General features: G+C 71.3%; 6 protein-coding genes and 2 riboswitches. Of the genes, 4 read left to right on the top strand and 2 right to left on the bottom strand.

Annotation, left to right across the window (positions count from 1 at the left end; all coding sequences use genetic code 11):
• Positions 1-16 precede the first annotated feature (16 nt).
• On the bottom strand, positions 17-1,255 hold the full coding sequence (locus tag POF43_RS28575) for an MFS transporter (RefSeq protein ID WP_271323239.1): 1,239 nt from the start codon (positions 1,253-1,255) through the stop codon (positions 17-19).
• Positions 1,256-1,929: 674 nt separating this feature from the next.
• Between POF43_RS28575 and POF43_RS28570 the strand changes: the two genes are divergently transcribed.
• Complete coding sequence (locus POF43_RS28570) at positions 1,930-4,587, top strand: alpha-L-rhamnosidase-related protein (RefSeq protein ID WP_271323240.1); 2,658 nt, start codon at positions 1,930-1,932, stop codon at positions 4,585-4,587.
• 105 nt (positions 4,588-4,692) lie between these two features.
• On the opposite strand, the gene POF43_RS28565 is transcribed toward POF43_RS28570, so the two are convergent.
• Positions 4,693-5,535, bottom strand: coding sequence for a phosphotransferase (locus POF43_RS28565; protein ID WP_282704830.1), 843 nt, complete (start codon positions 5,533-5,535; stop codon positions 4,693-4,695).
• A 538-nt stretch (positions 5,536-6,073) separates the two neighbouring features.
• Here POF43_RS28565 and POF43_RS28560 point away from each other — a divergent pair.
• The 3 genes from POF43_RS28560 to nicT all read left to right on the top strand — a co-directional run bounded on the left by POF43_RS28560 (position 6,074) and on the right by nicT (position 13,434).
• On the top strand, positions 6,074-7,768 hold the full coding sequence (locus POF43_RS28560; protein WP_271322037.1) for a glycoside hydrolase family 99 protein: 1,695 nt from the start codon (positions 6,074-6,076) through the stop codon (positions 7,766-7,768).
• 237 nt (positions 7,769-8,005) lie between these two features.
• Positions 8,006-11,884 carry a discoidin domain-containing protein gene (locus tag POF43_RS28555; RefSeq protein ID WP_271322036.1) on the top strand — a complete coding sequence of 1,293 codons (3,879 nt, stop codon included), beginning with the start codon at positions 8,006-8,008 and terminating at the stop codon, positions 11,882-11,884.
• Positions 11,885-12,058: 174 nt separating this feature from the next.
• A riboswitch (cobalamin riboswitch) is annotated at positions 12,059-12,255 on the top strand.
• A gap of 33 nt (positions 12,256-12,288) precedes the next feature.
• Positions 12,289-13,434, top strand: coding sequence for a Nickel transporter NicT (gene nicT, locus POF43_RS28550; protein ID WP_271314257.1), 1,146 nt, complete (start codon positions 12,289-12,291; stop codon positions 13,432-13,434).
• A gap of 42 nt (positions 13,435-13,476) precedes the next feature.
• A riboswitch (cobalamin riboswitch) is annotated at positions 13,477-13,597 on the top strand.
• Positions 13,598-13,676 lie beyond the last annotated feature (79 nt).

Genomic DNA, 13,676 nt, shown 5'->3' with positions numbered 1-13,676 from the left:
GACAGCCGGCCGTACGTCATACGAGTTCGCCCGTCAGCGTGACCGCCGCACGGCGTTCCGCCGCCGCGGCGACCGGCACGATCAGCAGACCGGCGGCGACCACCACCGCGGCGACCCCGACCCAGCCCCACACCCCGAAGGAGATGGTGACGGCCGACACCACGCCCGGCCCGAGGACGCCCTGGGCGACGATGTGCAGGTTGAACGTCCCGAGGTACTCGCCCTGCGCGTCCTCCGGTGCCAGCCCGTGGGCCAGGCCCCAGCCCGAGGCGGACTGCTGGAGTTCGGACAGGGTGAACAGCAGCATCGCCACGCCGAGCACGGCCGCGGCCACGACCGCGTCGCCGTAGGCGGCGACGGCCGCCGCCCCGCAGGCCGCCGCCAGCCAGAACCCCGAGCGCTGCGCCAGCCGGGCCGCGCCGGCGACGGTGGCCGCGCCGCGGCTGGCGGCGACCTGGAAGACGATGACGAAGACGGTGTTGGCCACCAGCAGCAGCGGGATGAGCGCGTGCGGGGTCCGCGTCCGGGTCACCGCCCACAGCGGCAGCGCGACCAGGATGATCGAGGCGTGCAGCGCCAGCGGCGCGGACAGCGCCGTGATGGTCACGAACCGCAGGTCGCGCAGCGCGCCGAAGCGCCGGGGCCGCCCGGCGGTCACCGCGCCGGTGCCGCGCGGCAGGCGCAGGATCAGCAACCCGGCGCCGAGCAGCAGGACGCCGGCGCCCCAGGGCAGCGCCCGCACCCAGGTGCCGCCGCCGAGCAGGGCCAGCGCGGTCAGGCCGCTGCCGAGGCTGAAGCCGATGTTGAACATCGACCGCAGGTTGGCCCGCACCTGGACGCGGTCGTCGGGCTCGATCAGCGTGCCGACGAACGCGCCGAAGGTCGGTCCGACGCCGTACTCGATGAAGCCGACGGCGACGATCAGCGCGTAGAACGGCGCCACCGCGTGCACGGCCGGGTACAGGGCGAACCCGGCCGCCTGGAGCACGAACAGCAGCACGAGCACCCGCTTGGCGCCCAGCCGGTCCGACAGCACGCCGAACAGGAACGAGGCGACGAAGCCGGACAGCGCCGCCGCGGAGGTGCCGATGCCCACCTGGGTCGCGGTCAGCCCGGTGACGGTGGTGAAGTAGATGACGCTTCCGCTGAGGAAGACGCCCCTGCCCACCGCGTAGGCGAGGTTGACGAAAGCCAGGTGCCGCGCGTGGCCCTTGCGCGGCACCACCGCGGCGGCCATGTGCTGCAGGGTCCCCATGCCGTTTTCGTTCCTTACGCTGTCCGTGCCCGACGTGCGGCCCGCCGGGCGGGCCCGGGGGAGCGGAGCCGTCGGGGAAATGTCATGATCAAGTCAAGAGCGCCCGGGATTCCTCCCCCTCACCCCGTGGTGGACCGGCGCCCGTTCCCCGCCCGCCGACGCCTTCGGCGACGCGCTGCACCACCGGCCGACATGGCCGATGTTCGCCCGATCATGGCCTGAAATCCACGGTGCTGTCGAGACCCCCCGGCCCCGCGATCTCCGGTGGTCGGGCCGCTTTCCACCCCTTCGCGCCGCTGCCCGATCCGTTCGCGCCGCTGCCCGTACGGCGTGCGCTGCCGCCCGGAAACGGTCAACGGCCGCCCGTGCGGCGCCGGTTGGGGCGGCATCGTTCCGGCATCCGTCCAGGACTCTTGACGGTGACATGCACACGCCTTAGCGTTTTCGACGGTCAGAGAATGAAACGTTTTAATCCGCACGCGTGCTCGCCCCGGTCGTCGGCCGCGCCCGCGCACGTGCTGCTGCGCGCCAACCTGCTCTCAGCTCGGCCACGTTCGGCACGCCGACCCGCGAAGGTCCCGGCGGCGGCGCCAGTCGGCGGTCCGGCGTCCTCCTTCCGGGACCGGTGGCGGTCCGGTGGAACCGTAATCCCCTGGTGAAGGAGGACAAGTGTGATGAGACGCGTGATCCGCACCATGCTCGCCGTCTGCCTCGCTCTCGGTGCCGGCGGCGCCGCGACGATCCCGTCCATGGTCACCGCGGCCGCGGCGCCGGCGGCGACCCCGGCCGCCTCGTGCTCGGCGGCCAGTGTGGCCCCCACGTCCAGGACGCTGGCGCCGGCGTCCGTCTACACCACCACCGGCACGGTCAGCGACCCGACCGGCGTGCTGTCGAAGGCGACGACCCGCCTGACGGGGTCCGGTTCGGCCGTCACCCTCGACTTCGGCAAGGAGGTCGGCGGCATCGTCACCCTCGGCTTCGCCGGGGCCAGCGGCGCCGGGCAGAGCCTGGGGCTGGCGTTCAGTGAATCGTCTCAGTTCGTCGGTGACAGCAGCGACTCCTCCAACGGCGGCGGCGGAGCGGACGGCGCCCTGACCACCACGGTCAACGGCGCCGGCTCCTACACCATGCCGACCGACAAGCTGCGCGGCGGCTTCCGCTACCTGACGCTCTTCATGAACTCCAGCGGCTGGATCGACCTCAACAGCGTCTCGCTGAACTTCACCGCCGCGCCGGGCGTCGCCGACCCCGCCGCCTACCCCGACTACTTCTGCTCCAACGACAGCCTGCTCAACCAGGTCTGGGCGGCCGGCGCCTACACCGTGCAGCTGGACACCATCGCCCCGGACCAGGGCCGGGTCTGGCCGGCGCCGGCCTCGGGCTGGGAGAACAACGGCGACGTCGGCACCGGCAGCGAGGTCCTGGTCGACGGCGCCAAGCGCGACCGTTCGGTCTGGCCCGGCGACATGGGCATCTCGGTGCCGACCGCCTACGTCAGCACCGACGACCTCACCGCCACCCGCAACTCGCTGACCACGATGTACGACAACCAGAAGTCCACCGGTGAACTGCCTTACGGCGGACCGGAGTTCAACTTCTACGGCTCCGACACGTACCACATGTGGACGCTGATCGGCACCTACAACTACTACCTGTACTCCGGCGACAAGAGCTGGCTGGACGGCATCTGGTCGAAGTACCAGCTCGGGATCGACTTCATCACCGCCAAGATCGACGGCGGCGGACTGCTCGACGTCACCGGCGACGCCGACTGGGCCCGCGGCGACCAGGGCGGGGAGAACATCGAGGCCAACGCGCTTCTGTACGAGTCGCTGACCAACGGCGCGCTCCTGGCCCAGGCGGAGGGCAACAGCACGCTGGCGAGCAGCTGGACCAGCCGCGCCGCCGCGCTGAAGACGCAGATCAACTCCTCGCTGTGGGACGCCTCGGCGGGCGCGTACAAGGACAACCCGTCCAGCACCCTGCACCCGCAGGACGGCAACTCGCTGGCCGTCTGGTACGGCGTCGCCTCCGCCGCGCAGGCGCAGAGCATCGTCACCGACCTGCGCGGCAACTGGAACGCCGTCGGCGCGCAGACCCCGGAGTTCAGCGACAACGTCTCGCCGTTCGCCGGCTCGATGGAGGTCTACGCGCACTTCGCCGCCGGCGACGACACCAACGCGCTCAACCTGATCAGGACCGAGTGGGGCTACATGCTCAACTCGCCGCTGGGGACCAGATCGACGTTCTGGGAGGGCTACTCCAACACCGGGACGCTCACCGCGTACCCCAGCGCCTACACCAGCCTGGCCCACGGCTGGTCCACCGGTCCGACCGGCGCGCTGACCACCGACGTGCTCGGCATCTCGCCGACCGGCCCCTCGGGCAGCACCTACCAGGTCGTCCCGCACCCCGGCGACCTCACCCACGTCGAGGGCACGCTGACCGTCGCGGCCGGCAAGACCCTGCACGTCTCCTACGACCACAGCACCGCGGGCGACTTCAGCATGCAGGTCGACTCCTCCGGCAACACCGGCTCCACCGGCGTCATCGCGGTCCCCACCTACGGGCAGAACCACGTGGTGACCATCAACGGCGCCACCGCCTGGAACGGCAGCTCCTTCACCGGCGCCACCGGCATCACCAGCGCCGACAAGGACGGGAACTACATCTACTTCCGCGGGGTCAAGCCCGGTGCGTACACCGTCGGTTACCCGGCGACCGGCACCGTGCCGCCCATCACCTACCAGGCGCTGCCCGGCACCTGGTCCCCGTGCGCGGTGGAGAACGGCAGCTGCGCGGTCAGCGGCGCCTCCGTCCTGGCGTTCGGCGCTGGCGGCCGGTTCAACTACCTGTCCGCCTCCGGCGCCACCCCCTGCGACGTCAGCGCCTTCGGCGACCCCGACAACGGGGTGGCCAAATCCTGTTACGCCCAGACGGCGGCACCGGCGGCCGGTAGTTGGACACCCTGCGCGGCCGAGAACGCGACGTGCTCCTACAGCGGCGTGATGACGGTCGCCTACGGCGGCAACGGAAGCTACGCCTACGCCACCCTCGGCGGCGGCGGAACGCCGTGCACCAACGCGGTGTTCGGCGACCCGGCGCCCAACTCCGCCAAGCAGTGCTACCTGGTCGGCGCCCCGCCGACGTTCAGCACCTGGACCGCCTGCTCCACGGAGAACGGCACCTGCTCGTTCACCGGCGCCCACGAGGTCGCCTACGGCGCCGACGGCCACTACTCCTACGCCAGCGTCTCCGGCGGCACGGCGTGTTCCGACGCCGTCTTCGGCGACCCCGACTCCGGCACGGTCAAGGCGTGCTACGTCCAGTAGTCCCACCTCCCGGCGGCCCGGCAGCCCACCCGGGCCGCCGGGCCGTTCCCCGCACAAACGCACGCCGGCCGCCGTGGCCCGGCCGCTACCGACCGGGCCCGGCCGCTACCGACCGGGCCCGGCCGATCCGCGCACCACGGCCTCGGCCGCCCGCGCGAACCGCCGCCGCTCGACCGCCGGAACGTACCCCGAGGGACCGGTGAGTTCGCTGTGCGCGACGAGCCGGAAGATCAGCGCGCGGATCAGCACCTGCCGCCAGTCGCGGCGATCGCCCCCGCCGGTCAGCAGGCCGGGCGGCAGGCCGAACCACAGCAGGCCGTCCACCACCACGACGGCCTCCGCCAGGATCGCGGGCCGCCAGTAGGGCGAGAAGTCGATGACGGCGGGCGCCCGGCCCGCGGCGAAGAGCACGTTGCCGGTGAGATCGCCGTGCACCAGCTGGGCCGGCTGTTCCACCGGACGCCTCAGCGCCCGCAGGGCCGCGAACGGTTCGGCCAGCCCGGCGACCACCTCGACCTCCTGCTCGCCCCACGCCACCCGGTCGGCCACCGCCCAAGGATGGCTGCGCCGGGCCAGGAAGCCGGGCCGCGGCACTCCGCGAAGGGCGGCGTGAAAGGCCCGGCCGGCGCCGATCACCTCACGCCAGCGCCCCCGCGGTCCCGGCTCACCGGCCACGAACCCGCCGGCCGTCCAGCCGTCGACGACACCGCGCCCGTCCGCGGCGCGCAGCGGCACCGGCACGCGAAAGCCGCGCCCGGCCCCGAGCCCTTCGAGCACACCGGCCGCCCACTCGGCCTCCTCCTCGGCGCCGTCGGCGGGCTTGAAGACGTACCCGCCGACCCGGACACTGCGTCCCTGTCCGCCGGCCAGCGGGACGGGGGTACCCCGCACCCCGAAGGCGTCGAGCACCGAAGGCGGCGGGACGGTGGCACCCGGCGGTTCACTCACGCCGGGCATCCTGCCAGCGCGGTCCACCCCGTGTCCGGGCTTTTCCGCGCCGCCGCGCTCACCACGGGCCGCGCCCACCGCGTCGCCCTGCCGCATCCTCGCGCCCATCGCGTCGCCCCGCCGCGCCCTCGCGCGCAGCCACGCCCACCGCGGCGACCGCCGCACCCAGCGCACCGCCGCCGGGCTCACCATGCCCGCCGCCCCCAGCACGCCCCTGCGCCCAGCCGCGCCCGCCGCGTCGCCCGCCGCACCGCCGCGCCCCCGTACGACGGCGACCGCAAGACGTACGCAAGCCGTTTGCGTAAAGATCGTCATTCGGCGACCCAGAAGCTGCGCGAACCCGGCTAGATCCCGGTCTTTGCAGACCAGATGTCAAATATTTTCGTATCGTGTCCAACATATTGCTCCCGGATGTCGGCGTAGCTACGCTCTGCGGCGGTGGGCCACCGTCCGTTCTGTCCGAGGCCGCGCCCCTAGCCCCGGCCCCGGCCGGGGTGACGCCGACGCGCGCCCCAAGAGGTCCTTGAGAGGGATTCGCATGGGAGCTTCTCGCCGGACGTTCATCGCCTCCGTACTGGCCGGATCGGTGGTCGGCGCGTTGCCGGGCATCGCCTCGGCGTCGGCCGCGCCGCGCACCGCCACCCCGGCGGCCGGCACCGCGGGGGACGTGGTGGGAAAGATCACCGTCGGCTACCAGGGCTGGTTCGCCTGCGCCGGTGACGGGGCGCCGATCGACGGCTGGTGGCACTGGAGCCAGGACTGGTCCCGTACACCGTCGCCGGCCAACAACGCCATCAAGGCGTGGCCCGACATGCGGGAGTTCACCGGCGCCTACCGGACCGGATACGGGAATCTGGGCGACGGTCAGCCCGCGACGCTGTTCTCCTCCTACGACCAGCAGACCGTCGACACCCACTTCCTGTGGATGCGGCAGAACGGCTGCGACACCGCGGCGTTGCAGCGGTTCAACCCCAACAGCAGCGAGGGCCCCACCCGCGACGCGATGGCCGCCAAGGTCAGGAGTTCGGCCGAGGCCAACGACGTGAAGTTCTACGTCATGTACGACGTCACCGGCTGGACCGCGATGCAGACGGAGATCAAGGCCGACTGGACCGCGAAGATGTCCGCCCACACCGCGTCCACCGCCTACGCCCGGCAGAGCGGCCAACCGGTGGTGTGCATCTGGGGGTTCGGCTTCAACGACGACAACCACCCCTGGGACGCGGCCACCTGCCTGGACGTCGTCACCTGGTTCAAGAGCCAGGGCTGCTACGTCATCGGCGGCGTGCCGCGCGAGTGGCGCACCGGCACCGGCGGTTCACGCGCCGGGTACAGCGGCGTCTACCACGCGTTCGACATGCTGTCGCCGTGGATGGTCGGCGCCATCGGCACCGCGGCCGACTCCGACTCGGTCTACCAGAACGTCAACATCCCCGACCAGGCGGACTGCGACGCCAACGGCATCGACTACCAGCCCTGCGTGCTGCCCGGTGACGTCTCGGCCAACCAGCGCGCGCACGGCGACTTCATGTGGCGGCAGTTCTACAACATGGTCCGGGTCGGCGCCCAGGGCATCTACATCTCCATGTTCGACGAGTACGGCGAGGGCAACCAGATCGCCAAGACCGCGGAGAACGCCTCCCAGGTCCCCACCGGGTCCGGGCTGCTCGCCCTGGACGCGGACGGGACCGCCTGCTCGTCGGACTACTACCTGCGGCTGACCGCCGACGGCGGCCGGATGCTCAAGGGCCAGCTGGCCCTGACCGCGACCCGTCCGACCCCGCCGGTGACCGGTACCGGGACCCCTCCCGGTACCGACCTCGCGCTGAACCGGCCCACCTCCGACAGCGGCCACACGCAGGGCTACGTCAGCGGCAACGCGGTCGACGGCGACCCCAACACCTACTGGGAGAGCGCCGACAACGCCTTCCCGCAGTGGCTCCAGGTCGACCTGGGCACCACCACCGCCACCGCGCGGATCGTGCTCACGCTGCCGCCGTCGGCCGCCTGGGGCGCGCGGACCCAGACCTTCTCCGTCCAGGGCGGTACCGACGGATCGACCTTCACCACGCTGGCCGCCGCGGCCGGCCACACCTTCGACCCGGCCACCGGCAACACCGTCACCGTCACGTTCCCCGCGGCGGCCGACGTCCGCTACCTCAGGGTGGTCGTCACCGCCAACACCGGCTGGCCCGCCGGGCAGTTCTCCGGCCTCCAGGTCTACTCCGCCTGACCCGCCGCCGCCCGACGTCCCGTCATGGCCACCTCCCCCGGGCACGGCCGCGGGCCGCCGCCAGTGTCCGCCGACCCGGCGCCGGACACCCGCGGTCCGGCCGTCCGCGCCACCCGCCGGGCCCGCACCGGCCCGCCGCACCTCCCCGTCACGCCGGAACGCCGCCACCGCACCCGAGCGGGCCGCGGCGCACCCCGGCAACCCACCCACCGCGCCGTGTTGGCGAACGAGGATGACATGAGACGAAGAAGCACGGTCCCCCGGCTCAGAACGGTGGTCCTGGCCCTGCTGGGACTGCTCATATCGGCACTGCCGGTGCTGCAACCGCTGGCGGCGTCGGCCGCCGGCACCAACCTGGCGGCCGGCCGGACGATGACCTCCAGCGGCGTCAGCCAGAACTACGTGGCCTCCAACGCCAACGACGGCGACCAGAACACCTACTGGGAGAGCGCCAACAACGCCTTCCCGCAGTGGCTCGGGGTCGACCTGGGCGCCTCGGTCGGCGTCAACCAGGTGGTCCTGAAACTCCCGGTGTCCAACTGGGCCACCCGCACGCAGACGTTGTCGGTGCAGGGCAGCACCGACGGCAGCAACTACTCCGACATCGTCACCTCGACCGGTTACACCTTCGACCCGTCGACCAACAACACGGTGACCATCAACTTCACCTCGGTCACCACCCGTTACCTGCGGCTGCTGATCACCGCCAACACCGGCTGGCCGGCCGGCCAGATATCGGAGTTCGAGGTGTACGGCCCCTCGGCCGGCGACACCACGCCGCCGACCGCGCCCAGCGGCCTGGCCTACACCCAGCCGCAGTCCGGGCAGATCAACCTGACCTGGAAGGCCTCCACCGACAACGTCGCCGTCACCGGCTACGACGTCTACGCCAACAACACGCTGCTCACCAGCGTCCCGGCGAGCGCCCTGACGTACACCGACACCCAGCCGGCCGGTGCCACCGTCACCTATTACGTGCGCGCGCACGACGCGGCCGGCAACCAGTCGGCCAACAGCAACAGCGTCACCCGCACCGGCCAGAGCGGTGACACCCAGGCGCCGACCGCGCCCGGCAGCCTGGCCTACAGCTCCCCGCAGTCCGGCCAGATCAAGCTGACCTGGACCGCCTCCACCGACAACGTGGGCGTCACCGGCTACGACGTCTTCCGCAACGGCGCGAAGATCACCTCGGTCAGCGGCTCCACCTTGACGTACACCGACGCGCAGGCCGACACCGCGACCGTCTCGTACTACGTCCAGGCGCACGACGCGGCCGGCAACCAGTCCGCCGACAGCAACACCGTCACCCGCACCGGCAGCGGCGGCAGCGGCTCCAACCTGGCGGCCGGCAAGCCGATCACCGGGTCGGCCAACACCTACATCTACGCGCCGGCGAACGCCGACGACAACGACCTGACCACCTACTTCGAGGGCGCCTCCTACCCCAGCACCCTCACCGTCAGCCTCGGCGCCAACGCCGACGTCAGCGCGGTGGTCGTCAAGCTCAACCCCGACGCCTCCTGGGCCACCCGCACCCAGACCATCGCCGTGCTGGGCCGTGAGCAGAGCGCGACCGGCTTCACCACCGTGGCCGCCGCGCAGCAGTACACCTTCAACCCCAGCAGCGGCAACAGCGTCAGCATCCCGGTCAGCGCCCGCATCTCCGACGTCGAGCTGAGCATCACCAGCAACAGCGGCGCCCCCGGCGGGCAGGTCGCCGAGTTCCAGGTCATCGGAACCCCGGCGCCCAACCCCGACCTGACGATCACCGGCTCGTCGTGGACCCCGTCGGCGCCGGTGGAGACCGACCCGGTCACCGTCTCGGCGACCGTGAAGAACATCGGCACCGCCGCCGCCCCGGCCAGCAGCGTCAACTTCTACCGCGGCACCACCAAGGTCGGCACCGCCGCGGTCGGCGCCCTCGCGGTGGGCGCCTCCAGCGCGGTGACCGCCGCCATCGGCACCCAGACGGCCGGCACCTACCAGCTGACGGCCAAGGTCGACGAGGCCAACACCGTCATCGAGCTCAACGACGGCAACAACAGCTACACCAACCCGTCCAACCTGGTCGTCGCACCCGTGCAGAGCTCCGACCTGATCGCCTCCCCGGTGGCCTGGACGCCGAGCAACCCGGCGGCCGGCAACACGGTGAACTTCTCCGTCACCCTGAAGAACCAGGGCACCGTCGCCACCGCCGGCGGCGGGCACGCCATCACCCTGGCCCTGAAGGACAGCACCGGCGCCACCGTCAAGACGCTCACCGGCACCTACACCGGCACCCTGGCGCCCGGCGCGTCCGGCTCCCCGGTGGCGATGGGCAGCTGGACGGCGGTCAACGGCAAGTACACCGCGCACACCACGATCGCGGTCGACGCCAACGAACTGAGCGTCAAGCAGGCCAACAACGTCAGCGACACCCCGCTGTTCGTCGGCCGCGGCGCCAACATGCCCTACGACGTCTACCAGGCGGAGGACGGCCAACTCGGCGGCGCCGCGCAGGTGGTCGGCCCGAACCGGACCATCGGCGACCTGGCCGGCGAGGCGTCCGGCCGGGAGGCCGTCACGCTCGACTCCACCGGCTCCTCCGTGCAGTGGACGACCCGGGCCAGCACCAACACCCTGGTGACCCGCTTCTCCATCCCCGACTCCTCCGACGGCGCCGGCGCCAACGCCACCCTCGACGTCTACGTCAACGGCACGTTCCTCCAGGCCATCAGCCTGACCTCCAAGTACTCCTGGCTCTACGGCGACGAGACCAGCCCGAGCAACACCCCGAGCGCCGGTTCGCCGCGCCACATCTACGACGAGGCGAACGCGGTCCTCAACGAGACGGTGCCGGCCGGCAGCGTCATCAAGCTGCAGAAGGACGCCGCCAACACCTCGCAGTACGCGATCGACTACATCAACACCGAGCAGGTCGCGCCGGTCGCCGACCCCGACCCCGCCACCTACGTCACCCCGGCCGGCTTCGGCCAGCAGGACGTGCAGAACGCGCTGGACCAGGTGCGGATGGACACCACCGGCAAGCTGGTGGGCGTCTACCTGCCGGCCGGGCAGTACCAGACCAGCAGCAAGTTCCAGGTCTCCGGCAAGGCGGTCAAGGTCGTCGGCGCCGGACCGTGGTTCACCCAGTTCAACGCGCCCAGCACCGAGTCGGACACCGACGTCGGCTTCAGCATCCAGTCGAGCGCCAACGGGTCGTCGTTCACCGGCTTCGGCTGGTTCGGCAACTACACCTCGCGCATCGACGGGCCGGGCAAGGTCTTCGACCTGACCGACGTGTCGAACATCACCGTCGACAACGTCTGGATCGAGCACCAGGTCTGCGCGATCTGGGGCACCCACGTCACCGGCCTGACCGCGACGAACATGCGCATCCGCGACACGTTCGCCGACGGCATCAACCTGACCAACGGCAGCCAGAACAACCTGGTCAGCAACGACGAGGCGCGCAGCACCGGTGACGACAGCTTCGCGCTGTTCGCCGCCCAGGACCACAACAACTCCGACCTGACCGGCAACACCTTCCAGAACCTGACCGCGCTCACCCCGTGGCGGGCGGCCGGTGTCGCGGTCTACGGCGGCGACGGCAACACCGTGCAGAACATCTACGTCGCCGACACCCTGACCTACTCCGGACTCACCATCAGCTCGCTGAACTTCGGCTACCCCTTCCAGGGGTTCGGGGCGAGTCCGCAGACGGTGATCCAGAACGTCTCGCTGGTGCGCGACGGCGGCCACTTCTGGGGCGGCCAGGTCTTCGGCGCGGTCTGGTGCTTCTCGGCCACCCAGCCGTTCCAGGGCATCCGGGTCAACGACCTCGACATCACCGATCCGACCTACTCCGGGATCATGTTCCAGACCGACTACTCGGGAAGCACCGCGCTCAACCCGGTGACGGACACCGTCTTCACCGACACCTCCATCACCGGCGCCCAGCAGAGCGGTGACGCCTACAACGCCAAGTCCGGCTACGGCATCTGGGCCAACCCGCTGCCGGAGGCCGGCCAGGGTCCGGCCGTCGGTTCGGCGACCTTCAAGGGCCTGACGGAGAGCAACAACCACGTCGACATCGAGAACACCACGTCGACCTTCACCGTCAACGTGACCCAGTAGCAGCACGCGCGCGCCGCGGTGCCGCCGGAGACCTCGCGTCCCCGGCGGCACCGTGCGTTCCGCCGCCGCGAGCCCCGGCCGGCGCCGGCCGGGGGTACGCCCGCGAACCGCCCCCGGACCGGGCGGACCCGGTGCGCGACGGCGGTGCAGCCTTGTGGGTGAGGGGGTCGGCGTCTAGCGTGGGGGCGCCGTGGTGTTCGGGAAGACCGGTTCAAATCCGGAGCGGCCCTCGCCACTGTGATCGGGAAGTCCCCGCACCGCCCCCCACCCGTACGGGTGGGGAGGCCACTGGGCGCGTCGCGCCTGGGAAGGCCAGGTGCGGGGGCGTTTCACCCGTAAGCCAGGAGACCGGCCACGGCACCGCACGAGACCCATCCACGAGGTGCTGGAGAGGCTGCCCCGCCATGACCCTGCCCGAAAACTCCGGCCGGACGCCGATGGCGTCCGAGCCGCCCGCGTCGATCCCCGCCACCCCGGTCCTACGCTGGGAACGCGCCGACTGGTTGCGCACCGGCGGCCTGCTGGCGGTGATCGCCGCCCTGCACATCGTCGCCTTCGGCATCCTGGCCGCCGTGGTCGTCCCGCACCACTACCGGGTCGGCACCCAGGCGTTCGGCCTCGGGCTCGGCGTGACCGCCTACACCCTGGGCATGCGGCACGCCTTCGACGCCGACCACATCGCCGCCATCGACAACACCACCCGCAAGCTGATGGCCGACGGCAAGCGGCCCATCTCGGTGGGTTTCTGGTTCGCCCTCGGCCACTCCACCGTCATCGTGCTGCTGGCGGTCGGCATCGCGGCCGGCGTGCGGCTGGCCGGCAACCTCACCAACGACAACTCCAGCACCCGGCAGAGCCTGGGCCTGGTCAGCACGCTGGCCTCGGGCGGCTTCCTTTACCTGATCGCCGTGCTCAACCTGGTCTCGCTGGTGGGCATCTGGCGGGTCTTCCGGGACATGCGCGCCGGACTGTTCGACGAGAGCCGGCTGCAACAGCACCTGGACCGGCGCGGCCTGATGAGCCGGATCCTGGGACGCCTGATCCGGTCGGTCTCGCGCCCCGGCCAGATGTACCCGGTGGGCCTGCTGTTCGGCATCGGCTTCGACACCGCCACCGAGGTCACCCTCATGGTCATGGCCGGCTCCGGGGCCGCCGCCGGACTGCCCTGGTACGCCATCGTGTGCCTGCCGTTGCTCTTCGCGGCGGGCATGAGCCTGTTCGACACCCTCGACGGCACGTTCATGAACTTCGCCTACCACTGGGCGTTCTCCAACCCGGTCCGCAAGGTGTACTACAACCTGACCATCACCGGATTGTCGATCGCCGTCGCCTTCCTCATCGGCACCGTCGAACTGGTCGGCATACTCCACGACCAACTCGGCCTCAGCGACCCGGTGACCGGCTGGATCGCCGGCGTCGACCTCAACAACATCGGCTTCCTCGTCGTCGGCCTGTTCGTCGCGGTGTGGGCGTGCGCGCTGGCCTACTGGCGGATCGCCGGTGTCGAACGCCGCTGGGACCGCGCGTCGCGGCAGGTGGGGCGGCATTGAACTGCTGAGCACCCTGTGACACTCTGTTCCACGACGGCAGTGAAGGAAGTCCGGTGAGAATCCGGCGCGGTCCCGCCACTGTCACCGGGGAGCAAACCTCAGCACCACGGCCCGCCAGGGCTGGAAGGTGGGGCGAGCTGCGATCCGGGGAGCCAGGATACTTCGGCCGTCGGTCCCATCCAGGGCGTGGATACCCGACGGAGGCTGACGATGATCGCACTCGCCTGTCCACCCGCACGCGA

It is taken from the genome of Streptantibioticus silvisoli (assembly GCF_027947535.2).
Lineage (GTDB): Bacteria > Actinomycetota > Actinomycetes > Streptomycetales > Streptomycetaceae > Streptantibioticus_C > Streptantibioticus_C silvisoli.
Note: the sequence above shows the minus strand (reverse complement) of the source record. Positions and strands in the feature narration are given on the sequence as shown.